Annotated in this window: 16 protein-coding genes; 7 read left to right on the forward strand and 9 right to left on the reverse strand. The window is 37.1% G+C overall.

What is annotated here, in order from left to right; genetic code table 11:
• The first annotated feature begins 5 nt into the window (after positions 1–5).
• From ACP3T3_RS04990 to ACP3T3_RS05005, 4 genes are all read left to right on the forward strand, one after another.
• Entirely contained in the window at positions 6–1124 is a 1119-nt protein-coding gene (locus ACP3T3_RS04990; RefSeq protein ID WP_426478816.1) for a carboxylate-amine ligase, read from the forward strand.
• 32 nt (positions 1125–1156) lie between these two features.
• Positions 1157–1990 carry a type 1 glutamine amidotransferase gene (locus ACP3T3_RS04995; protein WP_426478817.1) on the forward strand — a complete coding sequence of 278 codons (834 nt, stop codon included), beginning with the start codon at positions 1157–1159 and terminating at the stop codon, positions 1988–1990.
• 172 nt (positions 1991–2162) lie between these two features.
• Entirely contained in the window at positions 2163–3341 is a 1179-nt protein-coding gene (locus ACP3T3_RS05000) for a hypothetical protein (RefSeq protein ID WP_426478818.1), read from the forward strand.
• 24 nt (positions 3342–3365) lie between these two features.
• On the forward strand, positions 3366–3860 hold the full coding sequence (locus ACP3T3_RS05005) for a hypothetical protein (protein ID WP_426478819.1): 495 nt from the start codon (positions 3366–3368) through the stop codon (positions 3858–3860).
• A gap of 94 nt (positions 3861–3954) precedes the next feature.
• Here the strand turns inward: ACP3T3_RS05005 and cphA are convergent, their stop codons facing one another.
• A complete protein-coding gene (gene cphA, locus ACP3T3_RS05010) occupies positions 3955–6585 on the reverse strand; it encodes a cyanophycin synthetase (RefSeq protein WP_426478820.1) in 2631 nt (876 codons plus the stop codon).
• Between the two features lie 198 nt (positions 6586–6783).
• Between cphA and ACP3T3_RS05015 the strand changes: the two genes are divergently transcribed.
• The 3 genes from ACP3T3_RS05015 to ACP3T3_RS05025 all read left to right on the forward strand — a co-directional run bounded on the left by ACP3T3_RS05015 (position 6784) and on the right by ACP3T3_RS05025 (position 9169).
• The gene (locus tag ACP3T3_RS05015) at positions 6784–7674 is read left to right on the forward strand and encodes a cyanophycinase (protein ID WP_426478821.1); all 891 of its coding nucleotides are present in this window, start codon (positions 6784–6786) and stop codon (positions 7672–7674) included.
• Between the two features lie 318 nt (positions 7675–7992).
• Positions 7993–8835 carry an isoaspartyl peptidase/L-asparaginase gene (locus ACP3T3_RS05020; RefSeq protein ID WP_426478822.1) on the forward strand — a complete coding sequence of 281 codons (843 nt, stop codon included), beginning with the start codon at positions 7993–7995 and terminating at the stop codon, positions 8833–8835.
• A gap of 97 nt (positions 8836–8932) precedes the next feature.
• Complete coding sequence (locus tag ACP3T3_RS05025) at positions 8933–9169, forward strand: YtxH domain-containing protein (protein ID WP_426478823.1); 237 nt, start codon at positions 8933–8935, stop codon at positions 9167–9169.
• 198 nt (positions 9170–9367) lie between these two features.
• Here the strand turns inward: ACP3T3_RS05025 and ACP3T3_RS05030 are convergent, their stop codons facing one another.
• The 8 genes from ACP3T3_RS05030 to hisS form a co-directional block, all read right to left on the reverse strand.
• The gene (locus tag ACP3T3_RS05030) at positions 9368–10159 is read right to left on the reverse strand and encodes a class I SAM-dependent methyltransferase (RefSeq protein WP_426478824.1); all 792 of its coding nucleotides are present in this window, start codon (positions 10157–10159) and stop codon (positions 9368–9370) included.
• A 21-nt stretch (positions 10160–10180) separates the two neighbouring features.
• A complete protein-coding gene (locus tag ACP3T3_RS05035; protein ID WP_426478825.1) occupies positions 10181–10918 on the reverse strand; it encodes a hypothetical protein in 738 nt (245 codons plus the stop codon).
• Positions 10915–10995 carry an SHOCT domain-containing protein gene (locus ACP3T3_RS05040; protein WP_426479945.1) on the reverse strand — a complete coding sequence of 27 codons (81 nt, stop codon included), beginning with the start codon at positions 10993–10995 and terminating at the stop codon, positions 10915–10917. The genes ACP3T3_RS05035 and ACP3T3_RS05040 overlap by 4 nt, the downstream gene beginning before the upstream one ends.
• 39 nt (positions 10996–11034) lie before the next feature.
• Positions 11035–11451, reverse strand: coding sequence for a PH domain-containing protein (locus ACP3T3_RS05045; protein WP_426478826.1), 417 nt, complete (start codon positions 11449–11451; stop codon positions 11035–11037).
• A 64-nt stretch (positions 11452–11515) separates the two neighbouring features.
• On the reverse strand, positions 11516–12166 hold the full coding sequence (locus tag ACP3T3_RS05050; RefSeq protein WP_426478827.1) for a GNAT family N-acetyltransferase: 651 nt from the start codon (positions 12164–12166) through the stop codon (positions 11516–11518).
• Positions 12167–12184: 18 nt separating this feature from the next.
• The gene (locus tag ACP3T3_RS05055) at positions 12185–13027 is read right to left on the reverse strand and encodes a PH domain-containing protein (protein WP_426478828.1); all 843 of its coding nucleotides are present in this window, start codon (positions 13025–13027) and stop codon (positions 12185–12187) included.
• A 9-nt stretch (positions 13028–13036) separates the two neighbouring features.
• Positions 13037–13900 (reverse strand): PH domain-containing protein, encoded by an 864-nt coding sequence (locus tag ACP3T3_RS05060; protein WP_426478829.1) that lies wholly within the window; start codon positions 13898–13900, stop codon positions 13037–13039.
• 223 nt (positions 13901–14123) lie between these two features.
• Positions 14124–15494 (reverse strand): histidine--tRNA ligase, encoded by a 1371-nt coding sequence (gene hisS, locus ACP3T3_RS05065; protein WP_426478830.1) that lies wholly within the window; start codon positions 15492–15494, stop codon positions 14124–14126.
• Positions 15495–15607 lie beyond the last annotated feature (113 nt).

Raw genomic sequence — 15607 nt, forward strand, 5'->3', positions numbered from 1 at the left:
GAAAAATGCATCAGTTTACTATTGGAATTGAAGAAGAATATCAGATCATTGATGTGGAAAGCAGAGATCTGGTTTCTCACGTTTCAAAAATCATTGAAGGCGGCAAAGCAGTTTTAAGTGAAAACTTAAAGCATGAAATGCACGAATCCATGATTGAAATGGAAACAGGGATCTGCCAGAATATCCAGGAAGCCCGGGCAGAATTAACGAATTTAAGACGTCATCTTATCAATATTGCGCATGAGCAGGGACTGCGTGTTTCAGGCGGAGGCACCCACCCATTTTCCCACTGGTCGGAAAACAATATCAGCCAGGGAGAAAGATACATCAAAATCGTTGATGATATGGGAGATGTGGCCCGTGAAAATCTTATTTTCGGACTGCATGTTCATATCGGAATTCCCAACCGTGAAGAAGGTGTAAGAATTCAGAATGTGATGCGTTATTTTCTTCCCCACGTATATGCGCTTTCTACCAATTCACCCTTCTGGATCGGAAGATATACAGGATTTAAATCTTACAGGCAGGAAATTTTCGTAAAATTCCCGAGAACCGGTATTCCAAGTTATTTTAATTCACTGGCGGAATTTGACAGCTATGTAGATCTTCTGGTAAAAACAGGAACTATTGACAATGCCAAGAAAATCTGGTGGGACTTGCGTGTTCATCCGTTCTACCCTACTATTGAGTTCAGAATCTGTGATATGCCGTTAAGGATTGATGAAACAGTCTGCCTGGCAGCAATTATGCAGAGTTTAGTGGCCAAAATCTATAAACTTCACCAGCAGAATTTAAGTTTCAGAAGCTACAGAAGGCTGCTGTTGAATGAAAATAAATGGCGGGCCTCCAAAAGTGGTATAGAAGCTCATCTGATTGATTTCGGAAAAGAAGAATCTGTTCCTTATCCTCATTTGTTAAAAGAGCTTTTAGAGTTTATTGATGATGTGGTAGACGATCTGGGATGCCGTGACGAAGTTGAATATGCCTGGAAAATTCTTGAAAACGGAACCGGTGCAGACCGGCAGCTTCAGATCTTTAAGGAAACAGGCGATCTCACGAAAGTTGTTGATTATATGATTTCTGAAACTGAATATGGTATAACACATGGCGGACCCGCTTCATAATTTTTTGGTAACTTTACAAAAAATATGATGTAATGAAAGATATTCGAATTGCTCTGCTGGACATGAACAATAATCATGTGAACCAAGGCTTTAGAAACATTAAAGAAATTTCCGAAGCTTTTCAGCAGAACTCTGAAGAAAATGTTGTGATCAAAACGTTTGATGTAAGGTTCAAAGATGAAATGCCGGAAATCGGAGACTTTGATATCTTTATTTCTTCAGGCGGCCCCGGAAGCCCGCATCGGGAAGGCTTTGCCTGGGAAGACCGGTTTGCTGATTTTTTGGATGCTGTTCTTGAGCATAACAAATATAATGAAGATAAAAAATATCTTTTCCTGATCTGCCATTCATTTCAGCTGGCAAGTATTCACTGGAATCTGGGTAATATCTGCAAAAGAAAGTCTTATTCTTTCGGAGTAATGCCTGTTCATAAAACAGACGAAGGAAAAGAGGAGTTTTTATTCAAAAACCTTCAGGATCCTTTTTATGCAGTAGACTCCAGAGCGTATCAGTTTATTGAACCGGACCATGCTCGTTTCGAAGAACTGGGAATGACTATTATGGCAATTGAAAAATTCCGCCCTCATATCAACCTTGAAAGAGCAGTAATGGCCGTTCGCTTTTCGGAGGAGATATTCGGAACACAGTTTCATCCGGAAGCCAATCCTGAATCTCTGATTGAAAATCTTAAAGATGAAAAAAACAGGGAAGCCATGATTGAAAACTTTGGAATGGAAAAATATCTTGAAACCATGGACAGAATTGATGATGAAGACAAAATCATCCTGACCAGAGATCAAATCCTTCCACGGTTTCTTCAGTTTGCAAAAAAAAACATTCTGAAGGAAGCTGAATCTTTGGTTTAAAAGGCTGTAAGCTGGAAAAAGGAGGTCGGAAGTTATTATCAGTTAAGACTACTGAAAACCCTTTTATTCATGACTGATTTCATGTGTAAGAACTTCCCTCTGCCGGCTTCCGGCTGCATATAACAATCGGGCAGAAACGCTCGATTTTTTTAACATCACAAAAGAAAAAAATATGATTCCAAAATACAGAAAACAGTTTAATCAGGAGTTTTCGGATGAAAAATACAATCAGTTAAAAGATATATTAGCAGAAAAAGGAGGTATAGCACCTACTTTCCGGGTTTCAGAAAGCCCTATTTTTTTGACTAAAGAGTTTGAACGTAAACTTATAGATGCCAGCGAAAGTATTATCAGCCAGATTAAGGCAATGCCGGCAGAACTGCTTCAAAAAGCTATTCCTGATAACTGCCGGGTTCCCAATGATACGGGTCAGCCTCATTTTTTTACCATCGATTTTGGAGTCTGCAAAAGTGAAAACGGAGCCATAGAACCCCAGCTGATAGAACTTCAGGCATTTCCTTCTTTGTATGCTTTTCAAAAAGTGCATGAAGAAACCTATTGTGAAGTTTACCCTTTTCTTTCAGAAATAAAAAATCCCATGGCTCATGAAACTTTCAAAAGCTATTTAAAAGAGCTGATTGTTGGTGATGAAAATCCTGAAAATGTAATCCTGCTGGAAATTTTCCCGGAAAAACAGAAAACGGCTATTGATTTTGCTCTCACAGAGAAATTAATAGGAATCAAAACAGTATGTCTCACCAAAGTAAAGAAAGAAGGCAAGAAATTGTATTATGAAAATAATGGAAAGCGGACGCAAATCAAAAGAATCTACAACCGTGTTATATTTGATGAGCTGGATAATATTCCGGATCTTACCACAGAATTTGATTTCCGTGACGAAGTAGATGTCAAATGGATCACTCATCCGAATTGGTTCTTTAAAATCTCAAAGTTCCTTTTACCTTTACTTAAGCATCCGTACGTTCCGAAGAGCTATTTCCTGCATGAATTTCCGGAAAACGAAAATCTTGAAGATTTTGTATTAAAGCCTTTGTTCTCGTTCGCAGGAAGCGGTGTTAATTTAAATCCTACCAGAGAAATTACAGATGCTATTCAGGATAAAGAAAACTATATTTTGCAGAGAAAAGTATACTATGAGCCTGTTTTTGAAGATATCAACGGAGATTTTTCAAAAGCAGAGATCCGTTTATTATATATCTGGCGTGAAAACGATGAGCGCCCTATCCTATTGGAAAATCTTGGAAGAATGACTAAAGCCGCCATGGTAAATGTAGATTTCAATAAAAAAGATGCCATCTGGATCGGAAGTTCAAATGCTTTTTTTGGATAATAACTTATAAAAAACTAATAATACATGGAAGAAAGATCAACACCTTTCGCAGAATTTGACAACAACATTTTAACACAAAGAAGAGACCTATTACCTACCTGGATTAAAGTTTTCCTATGGATATTTTTAATAGGGGGCACAGTATCTGCTATTTTACTGATGACAGGATCTCTGTTAACTCATACTTCTTTATCTTTATATGGAATGAAGGCTGATCATCCCTATTCAATGACAGGACTTTTGATCTGTTTTTTGTTCCTTTTCAAAGGTATTGTAGCCTATGGACTTTGGTTTGAACAAAAATGGGCACCACAAGCAGCAATAGCTGATGCGATCATAGGAATTGCAATTTGTCTCATCATGATGGTCATTATTCCTTTCACCATTCCAACGATCAGCTTTACACTTAGATTAGAACTCATTCCACTGTATTTTTATCTTAAGAAAATGCAGAGCATAAAGGCAACCTGGGAAACTTGTAGAAACGAGAGTGTATCACAACTAGATGATGTGGATTGAGAATCGTCTAAACGAAAACCCTTCTCGTAGGGAAGTACAGTAAAATTTCATAAAAAAGGCCGTTTTCACGAGTTGTGAGACGGCCTCTTCTTTTTTATATATTCTTATCATCTTCCAGCAGCTCCCTGGCCTGATATTCCTGCACCAGATCAATGGCATTTGAAATCACATCGCTCAGAGCCGTAATAAATGTTCCTTCTTCAGCCATTCCCATGGCATGTTTTAATGCCTCAATTTCTTTCGGGATAATCTCATAGCTTACATCTTTTCCTGCTGACTGCATTCCTTCGATAATCAATCCATTGATTTCCTCTTCAGTTCTTCCGCGAAGGTGTTTTTCATTTCGGATAATGATATGATCAAACATTCTTCCTGCAATTTTTCCACACTCCCTGATATCGTTATCTCTTCGGTCTCCAACACCGGAAATAATACCAATTTTCTTTGTGGCCTCAACATTTTTCAGGTAATCTTCAATCGCTTCATACCCGGATGGGTTGTGGGCAAAATCGATCAGCACTTTAAAGTTTTTGAATTTAAAAACATTCAGTCTGCCTGGGGTAAGCTGTGCACTTGGAATAAATGTTCTCAAAGAATTGGAAATATCCTCGATTCCGAATCCATAAAGATAACTTGCCAAGCTGGCTGCCAATACATTTTCAATCATAAATCTGGCCTTCCCTTCCATCGTAATCGGAAAGTCTTTGGCTTTTCCTATTCTGATCTTCCAATCACCTTTTTTGATGGTTACAAAACCTTCTTCATAGACACAGGTAATTTTTCCTTCTTTGGCAAATTTTACGATATGCGGATTGTTTTCATCCATACTGAAAATAGCCACATTGCAATCGAGATCATTGACAATCTTCATGGAATATTCATTATCTGCATTTAACACGCTCCATCCGCTCTTTTTAACGCTGTCCAAGACAACACGCTTTACTTTGGTAAGATCTTTTAAACTGTGGATATCATTCATCCCCAGATGGTCTTCCTCAATATTGGTTAAAACTCCGATATCGCATTGTGAAAAGCCAAGCCCGGAGCGCAAAATTCCACCTCTGGCTGTTTCCAGCACGGCAAATTCTACGGTAGGATCTTTCAGGATGAATTCTGCAGAAAGTGGTCCTGTTGTATCTCCTTTTGAAAGCATGGTATTTTGAATATAAATACCGTCTGAAGTTGTGAAGCCTACTCTGTAACCGTTGCTTTTTACAATATGTGAAATAAGTCTTGTGGTGGTGGTTTTCCCATTGGTTCCCGTTACCGCAATGATTGGAATGGTAAAAGGTTTTCCCTGTGGGTAAAGCATATCCACCACAGGCGCAGCTACGTTTCTCGGCAACCCTTCACTGGGTGCCAGATGCATTCTGAATCCAGGTGCTGCGTTGACTTCAATGATTGCACCGCCGCTTTCTTTTAAAGGCTGGGTTAAATTTTCTGCCATCACATCAATACCACACACATCAAGTCCGATAATTTTAGATATCCTTTCGGCCATCGTAATATTTTCCGGATGTATCATATCTGTCACATCAATAGATGTTCCTCCCGTTGAAAGATTGGCTGTTGATTTCAGGTATACCACTTCACCCCGCTGAGGAATAGTTTCCAAGGTATACTGAAGCTTATCAAGCAGTTCCAACGTATCTTTATCAACCTCTATTTCAGTAAGGACATTTTCATGACCGTAACCTCTTCTTGGATCTTTGTTTTCTTTTTCAATAAGCTGTTGAAGGTTCAGTTCACCGTCTCCTACCACGTGGGCAGGCACTCTTCTTGCAGCAGCCACCATTTTATTATTGATCACCAGAATACGGAAATCGTAGCCTGTAATATATTTCTCAACAATTACTTTTTTAGAATACTTCTGAGCATGTTCCAACCCTGTTTTAGCAGAATCCCAATCATTGACATTGATAGACGAGCCTTTGCCATGGTTTCCGTCCAGAGGTTTCAGCACAATCGGATAATCAATTTTCCTGATTACAGCATGTAAACCTTCTTCATCAGTTACCAGATCACCAATCGGCACCGGAATAGCTGCATCATGAAGCATTCTTTTGGTTAATTCTTTATTACAGGCGATATCAACTGCAATAGAGCTTGTCTTCCCGGTAATAGTGGCCTGAAATCTTTGCTGATTCACTCCGTATCCCAGCTGTACAAGGGAATTTGTTCCCAATCTGATCCATGGGATTCTTCTGGAAGCTGCTTCTTCCACAATACTTCCGGTAGAAGGACCAAGGCGGACACGTTCCCGGATTTCTTTTAATTTATGAATACATGCATTTAAATCATAATCTTTGCCTTCAATCAATGCTTCTGCAATCCTCACGGCTTCTTCTGCAGCATAAATCCCGGCATTTTCTTCAATATAATTGAATACAACATTATACACTCCCGGAGTTTTGGTCTCACGGGTTCTTCCAAACCCCACATCCATTCCGGCCAGGGTCTGTATTTCCAAAGCGATATGCTCAATGACATGACCCATCCAGGTTCCTGTTTCCACTCTATGGAAAAAACCTCCTTCCACGCCTTCGGAACACCGGTGGGTAATCAGTGAGGGTATTAATTTTTCAATCCTTTCCCGGAATCCCTCGATTTTATTGGTGGGATAATTCTCCATTTCGTCTAAGTCTAACCTCATCTGTATCAGCTTCTTTCTTCTGATGCTCCAGATGTTAGGACCTCTTAGTGCCTGAATCTTTTCGATTTTCATAGTCTATTGGCATTTTAACAGTTAACAATAACTCCTTTCATAGCCAAAGATAATGTAAAACCCAAAATAAAACCATACCATATTTAAAGATTCATTAAAAAAAAATAAATTTTAATTGACATTTATAAAACATTAAAAATCAACTAAAGATGGCACGAATTTCGCCAAAGAATGCTAATTATTTTTTAATTTTGTACCATGACGAAACCTGTTGGAAAATTAATAGTTATCGGAGGGGCTGTAAACAAGGGAAGTTTTGCGGAAACCGATTATGACCAGAATATCGAAAAAAATCTTAATTTTTTTGAACGCGGGATTTTAAGAAAAATCATCAACGAATCAAAACTTAAGGAAGATTCTGTTATTGAAATTGTAACAACCGCCTCCCAAATCCCTCAGATTGTGGGTTTTGAATATAAAAAAGCATTTGAATTTCTGGGGGCCAAAAATGTAAATGTTCTTGATATTCACAACCGTGAAGAAGCCAATTCTGATGCGATGGTGGCAAGAGCCAATGCTGCTGATGTCATGATGTTCACCGGAGGAGATCAGCTGAGACTGACTTCTATTCTTGGAGGAACCAGATTCCATGATACGGTTTTATTAAAATACCAGGAGCAGGATTTTATTTATTCGGGAACTTCTGCAGGTGCTGCTGCAGCTTCTGAAAATATGATCTATCAGGGAAGCAGCTCTGAAGCACTTTTAAAAGGAGAAATCAAAACAACTCAAGGGTTAGGATTGATCGATAACGTTATTATTGATACTCATTTTGTACAACGGGGCAGAATCGGGCGTCTTTTCCAGGCAGTAGTGAACAATCCGAGAACTTTGGGAATCGGGCTGGGAGAAGATACAGGACTTTTCATTCATAATGATGTAATGACTGCTGTAGGCTCAGGTCTTGTTATTCTGGTCGACGGAAGATTTATTAAAGATACCAACCTTACCAATATCAATCTCGGAGAACCTATTTCTATTGATAATTTAACAGTACATGTCATGTCTATGAATGACCATTATGATCTTACGACAAAAACGCTGACGATTGAGAATTCGCAGTTTAATCCTATTCCACAGGATAAGTAGAACAATAAATACAGCTATACAAACGGGACCTCGGTTCCGTTTTTTTATTTAACATTCATATTTCAAGTTGGGCTAAAGCCAATGGATTTAAAATGTTTATTGTAAGGCGGGCTAAAGCCCACTTTTATTGATGTTGATATCCAGATGCATAATAGTTGTTTAACAACAATATCTTTTATCTTTTATCTTTTATCTTTTATCTTTTATCTTTTATCTTTTATCTTTTATCTTTTATCTTTTATCTTTTATCTTTTATCTTTTATCTTTTATTAATTAACTTCGTAAAAGAATCATTTATCAACCATCATCTATAATTTTATGAAAGTAATTATCCACGGAGGTTTTTTCTCTGAAAGTGACCAAAGCCATGAAGTAAAAACAGCAAAACAGGATTCTCTGAAAGAAATCACCAGAAAAGCTTTTGGTTATCTTAAGACCCATTCAGCTTTTGATACTGTTGCTTATGCTGTTTCATTGCTGGAGGACGATCCGTTATACAATGCAGGAACCGGTTCCCAGATTCAAAGTGATGGTATTATCCGTATGAGTGCTGCTATTATGGACGGAGAAACTCAGAAGCTTAGCGGAGTAATCAACATTCAGGATGTAAAGAACCCAATTTTTGTTGCCAAAGACCTTATCAATGAGGATGACAGAGTATTGGGAGGAAATGGTGCCAAAATCTATGCATCAGCGCACGGTTTTGAAAATTTTTCTACAGAAATTCCTCAGAGGAGAAAAGAATATGAAGCCAAACTTTCCAACGGCGGTAAGGGCACTGTAGGCTGTGTAGCGATTGATCTTGAAGGCAAACTTGCCGTTGCCACTTCTACAGGAGGAAAAGGTTTTGAAATTCCCGGAAGGATTTCAGATTCTGCCACAGTGGCCGGAAATTATGCCAACGCTTTCTGTGCAGTAAGCTGTACCGGTGTGGGTGAAGATATTGTCAGTAATGCTACTGCCACAAAAATTGTAACAAGAGTTACGGATGGAATGAGCCTTCAAGAGGCTTTTAAGAGAACATTTGATGAGCTGAAAACCATTGACGGGTTTGCAGGCGCCATCGCCATTGATAGAGATGGAAATATATACCATCAGGATTCATATCCTACTATGGTTTTCGCCAGTTTTGATGGTGAAAATTTCGAAGTCTTTTCTTAGATTTAACATTTATTTATAAGTCAGTTTATTTTTTTGGCACGTATTTTACATTATTCATAACAACAAATTTTAATATTAATACAAAAAAATAGAAATCATGGGAAACAAGACAAAAGGCTTATTAGCTTTACTAGGATTAGGTGCACTAGCTTACTGGAAATATAAGAATTCAAGCCCTGAAGATCAACAAGCGGTAAAGGATAAAATCAATACTGCAAAAGATAATCTTAACAAATGGGGAAATGACCTTAAAAGCAAAGCGAATGATGTTGCTTCCCAGGTTCAGAGTAAAGTGGACGAAGTAAAAACAAAGGCTGAGGATTCCGTGAGCTAATTAACAGAGAGCAGTTTTTTTAACATTCATATATAGGAAAAAGTCATCGTGATTCATATTACGATGACTTTTTTATTGCTGAAATCGGGAAAATTAAACCCTCAAGATAAAATGATGGTGAAAAATTTTTGATCTCAGGATTTCCTTAATCTTCTTGAAAGCTTCCCGAATCTTAAATGGCTATAAAATCTGTTATTTTTATTCTTTCTTTGCTGCCAGCGCATACACAATAGGTATTTTATTTCCAAACTGCGGAATTCTCCATTTTCCTTTTTCAAATTCTTCCACATGTCTGAAACAAGGATAGGGCGACCAGTCAAATTCCTGGAAGGTATTGAGTTGTAAACCTTTTTTAATAAGGTTATCGAGCACTTCTGATAAAGAATGGTTCCACATTATATATTCCTGCACAATAGGTGCAGACTGATCGGCATAGGTTCCTTCATAAGTTTCTACAATGGGTTTCTCATTGAAATAGTTGTAGGCAACTTTTGTAAAATCATCATCAAACATCCAGACAACAGGATGAAATTCGGCCATGATGAATTGCCCTCCGGGCTTCAGGAAATGATTGATAACTCCCGCCCATTTTTCAAGATCAGGAAGCCAGCCTATTGTACCATAGCTTGTATAAACGATGTCAAATTTCTGATCCAGCACATTCGACAGGTCGTATACATCTGAACAGATAAATTCTGTATCCGTGCTACATTTCTGTGCAAGATCCATGGCGGCATCAATGGCTTTATCGGAAAGATCTATTCCAGTAACCATTGCACCCATTCTTGAAAGTGAAATAGAATCCTGCCCGAAATGGCACTGCAGATGCAGAATAGTTTTTCCTTTTATATCTCCAAGGAGCTCCAGTTCTATTGAGTTCAGAGAAGTTCTGCCTTTTAAAAATTCATCTACAAAGTAGAAATCCGATTTCAAGTGCGGTTCTACTTTTGCATTCCATGATTTTTTGTTTATTTCTAAGTAATTTTCCATGGTTTTAGTTTAAAATCATTTTTAATTTCCTTGAATGATATAATTTTTTATCATCAATTTTCTTTCAGGCTGGCTGGAATCTTCAGGCTGAAACCAAACTTCAACCTTACTTCCGTAATAATTTCCCCAATCTCCTTCTTTCACAGTAAAATCTTTATCACCACTAGAAAATTCTTTCAGCTCATCATTGGGGTTAAAGACTTCTCTCATGGATTGGTCTTTAATTTCTTTTTCGGAAAGAATTCTATTGGTATTGAAATCATAGACTTTTAAGTAGACCTTGCCTTTTTCTATTTTATTCAAAAAAACATCATATTTATAAGAGCCCGGCTGCAAGTAATCATAGATAAGAATATCAGGCTGAGTAACCTCAACCAGCTCTTTTTCATCCGAAAACAGTTTCAAAGGCATAGAAAATTTTGCATTCTTTGGATTCTTGATATCATTATTGTATGGTTTATAAGGACTTTTAGGCGGACAAAAAGCGAAAAAACCACCAATTATAAAAAATACCACAATGCTTAAAAAACATTGCCAAAGACCATTTTTAAATTCCTCTTTCTTGAACATCCTGGAAATTCCTAAAATAAAACTTATAGCGGCTACCAAAAACGGTATGGCAGAGAAAAAATTCCATGTAAAGCTGCTAATGGGTAAAATAAGGATCAATAGCCAGCAGATAATTCCAATAAATAATGCAATGAAAGAAGTAAAATACCACCTCCAGTTTAATGCTCTAAAAACTACTTCTTTTATCATAATTTGTTTATAAGTTTCTTCTTTTGCTCCAGAAATTCTTCTTCACTTAGTATTCCGGCTTCTTTTAATCTTCCCAACTGTTCAAGCTGATCTAAGACACTTGGTTCAGACTTACTCTAAAAATGCTGTTCCGGACGTGACATAAAATCTCTTACTTTTTCACAAAACAGCTCAGCATGATACTTTCCTACTCCGTCAATCTCTACAATATCATCTGTAACCTGAATATCTATGGAAGCCAGCAAAAATGCTGTTTCATATTGTATGGAGCTTATTTTACTGTAAGAAAAGTCTTCTACTTTCAATCCGTACATGAATTCCTTATCCACAAAGATCAATCTCCTATCTGTGGCAACCAGAATGATATGGTGATTGTTCAATTTGTTTCTGCCTTCAACGAGAGAGACAATTTTTTCATCTGCTGAAAGAATATCCGGCAATTCATGAATTTCTTTTCTGGCAAATATGGTAGGGCTGATATTGAGATTTTTAAGCTCATCTCTTATTTCGTCAAGTCTTGATTTTTTACTCATAATAATAGTTTAAGAACCTAAATTACTGTTTCCTGGGAAAAGAATATTTAATTTGATAAAAAACTTATGGATGAGAGGGAATTACAACCGAGGTGTACAGGCTGTAAACCTTCCAGCCTAAGGTTTGATATAATAATTTTCCTTCTTCTGTAGCCACTAAAATATTATTCGAAAATCCTTTTGACAAAGCTATTTTCTCAAGTTCTTTCAATAAAAATCTAGCAAGCCCTTTCCTTTGATGTTTTTTTTCGGTAATAATCCTGTCGTAAACAGCAACATTATCTATAAGGGAGATCCGGCCTATGGAAGCCTGCTCACCATTCTCTGCTGTAATCCTGACAACAAAAGTTGTATTATACTCAGAAAAATTCAAGTGATATCCTTCTGCAAGGCTGATTTCCGGGAAATTCATCGGTTGAAAGCAGGTCATCATATAACCTTGTGGCTGCAGTTCCCATCTTTCAGGGATTTTCTTTATAAATTCATCAGGTGAAACAGATACTTTTAGGTGAATCCAGGGTTCATCAATTGAGTTGGCAAGCTGAAAAAAATCTTCATTAAGTTCAGGAAATACAAAACGTTCTTTTTGCTTTTCATCACCTACGAACACTCTGAATCCTGATTTATAGGGAACGGGAAAAGATACTTCTCTTGATACACACCATCCTTTAAGCCAGCTTTCAACTATTTCCGGAGATACTTTATTATCCTTCATGATTGGGTGCAAAAAGTATTATTTTAATTGTGCCAGCAATTTCTTTTTCTGCTCTGCAAATTCTGTATCAGTCAAAATTCCGTTTTCCCTCAGCTTCCCTAATTTTTCAAGCTGATTAAAAATTTCTTCCGGTGAAACTCCATTTACCGGATGATCAATCTGTTTTGGAAACGGTTTATCAGGATTATTATAAATCATTTTTATAGTATCATAGAACTTTTCTGCATCGTCCTTATCCATAAAACATTCAAACTCTACCACTCTTTCATCAAGATGCAGTTTAATGACCGGTGATCTCGGATCTGTTACAAAACTTACTGCTTTGATGTTTTCATTAGGATAATCATTGATCTTTGCTGCTCCAAACATTGATTTTGAAACAGAAATCATCCTTTTGGAAGTTGCCACCAATATTCCTGCTGCCAATGTATTGACAAACTGCGCATCCGTAATGGCGATTATCGGTTCTTCTTCGGGAATAAGATAAGGCAGCTCTTTAATTTCTCCTTTAGTGAACATGGAAAGACTGGCATTCAGTTTTTCCAGCTCGGATTCTATTTTACGGCGTCTTCTTTTATAAACTTCTTTGGAGATCTGTCTTGTATCAGAACCTGTCGTTATCGTAAGATTCTGGTTCACGGGTGCAGCAATCTGCAGAGATTCTTGTCTTTCACTATCCAACATTTGACGAACATCTTCGATACTGAACTTGTTGAGGTTGTACAGCAATTCTTCATTGATATCAGTTGCTATATTCAAACATTTATTGCATACAATATTACCATCAGAAAGCTTATTAGCTCCCAAAAGCATATCCATAGATGTTAATTCTGCTTTACACAATGCACAATTATTACTCATTTCTGTTCTTTATAATTTATCAAGTAGTTTTTTCTTCTGTTCTGAAAACTCTTCATCTGTCAGAATTCCATTTTCTCTCAGCGTACCCAATTTTTCCAACTGTTCAAAAATTACTGCAGAATCTTGTTTATCACCGGAGTATACATTTTCCTGAACCAAACCTGGAATTGTTTGAGAAAACGCCTGAAATGGGCTTTGATCGTGTTTAAAATCTTTTTCCGTGTAAGTCACACTCCTGTTTTTGACATCAGAAAATGTTCTTCCGTCATTTTTATTGTGCAATTTAAACTGTGATGAACCTCTATTGGAATTGATTGTAAGTATTGAATATAAAAGATTTTCAGTATGGTCAACGGACGAGATATCCTGAATAGGAAATTCATTTTTTACAACTCCGCCCAGAAATTTTTTATCAATAAAAGCAATTCTTCTTTGCGTTGAAAATATAATTCCTTCCCTATTGCTCTGAAGGTCTATTCCTTCTGCAATAGCCAGCAATTTTTCATCACGGTCCAGAATATCAGCTAATTCATTGACTTCTTCATTTGCCAGGACACTCAGTCTTGCATTAAGGGCAACGATCTGATCCTTTATTTCATCCAGTCTTGTGGGTGCATCATATTCATAGTGCCCATTAGATGGAGATTGAGAACCTCCCGGATTCTGGCTTACATCGATTTTACTTTTCAGAATCATTCCTGTAATTTCCGCAAAATAAAACTGATCAAGATTATTAATAAGGTCTCTGTTGATATTAATGGCTTTAGTAAAGCATCCTTTACACAAGTAACCGCCATCAGCCAATTTATTTTTACCTACAGACATATCTGTTTCTGTAAGCGGTGTTCCACACAATGCGCAAATAGTATTCATTTGGTTTTTATGTTTAAAAGTTTTTATGAACACAAGGTATAATTTCTACCTTGTTTTTGATATTGATCCAAATTACAAATTCTGAACCGATATTAAAGCTCAAAAATATTTAAATCTTAGGATCTATGAAACAAAACAACCACAAAAGTAATTTTTGCGGTTGTTTTTATTATTTTTATATAATATCAGGTGTAAAATAATCTTTCACCTGGTTTTTATTGTACTATTTTCCCAGGAACTCTTCTAAAGAAACCGTTTTCTGCTCTCCAGCCTGAAGGTCTTTAAAAGTAACCGTATTATTTTTAATTTCTTCTTCACCGAGGAAAACAAGATTCTTTATGCCTTTCTTTTCTGCGTAGGTAAATTGTTTGTTAATCTTTGCATTTTCAGGATATAATTCTGCTGAAATTCCTTTTGCTCTCAACTGCATGATCAGTTTTAAAGCTTCTGTTATGCCGTCGCCTCCGAAGTTAGCAAAAAGATATTCTATTTTGGCTGATGCTTCTTCAGGGAACAGATTCAATTCTTCCATTACCAGATAAATTCTGTCTAATCCGAATGAAATTCCTATTCCCGGAATATTTTTCACTCCGAAAACTTCAGTCAGGTTATCATATCGTCCACCACCACCGATGGATCCCATTGCTACCTCATCAGCTTTCACTTCGAAAATAGCACCTGTATAATAATCCAGACCTCTGGCCAATGTAATATTGAATACCAGATTTTGAATATCAACACCAAGGTTCAGAGATTGTGTAAGAACAAATTCAAGTTCTTCTACTCCTTTCAGGCCGATTTCATTTCCTGTAAACTTCTCTTTCAGCTGAAGAAGGTTTTCCAGTGCATCGTCGGACTGGCTGAATAAGAAATCCAGCTTATCAATAGATTCCTGAGAAATTTCTCTTTCCAGTAATTCCTTAACGACTCCGTCTTTACCTATTTTATCCAGCTTATCCAATGCTACAGTGAAATCAATCAGTTTATCTGTGATTCCTGCATATTCTGCCAATCCGGAAAGAATCTTTCTGTTGTTCATATGAATCGTTACCGGGACTTTCAGATCGGCAAATGATTTTAAATACAGCTGAATGAGTTCTACTTCCTGCAGTAAACTTTCACTTCCTACCACATCTGCATCACACTGATAAAACTCTCTGAATCTTCCTTTCTGAGGTCTGTCGGCTCTCCAAACAGGCTGGATCTGAGAACGTTTGAACGGAAATGTAAGTTTCCCATGATTCATCGCTACAAATCTTGCAAAAGGTACGGTAAGGTCATAACGAAGCGCTTTATCTGTAAGGCTTTCTGCACTGAAAGGCTTTTCCAATGCTTTTTGAAAGTCATGAAGCATCTGAGTTTTTTTCTCTTCTTTTGCTTCATTGATACTTGAATTTAAAATTTTGAAAATCAAGCGATCACCTTCTTCTCCGTATTTTCCTGTCAATGTAGAAAGGTTTTCAAAACTTGGCGTTTCCAATGGCTGAAACCCGAATAATTCAAAATTATTTTGTAAAATATTGATGATATATTTTCTTCTGGAAACTTCCTGTGCCGTAAAATCTCTCGTCCCTTTTGCTAAACTTGGCTTCATTTCTTATATGTCATTTTGATAATGCAAAAGTAAGGAATTGCAGGGACTTTACACAGTATAAAAAGCTGAAGAAAATCTTCCCTCAGCTTTTTGTTGCGTTATCAATTATTCCA

This window comes from Chryseobacterium sp. CBSDS_008 (assembly GCF_049959325.1).
Lineage (GTDB): Bacteria > Bacteroidota > Bacteroidia > Flavobacteriales > Weeksellaceae > Chryseobacterium.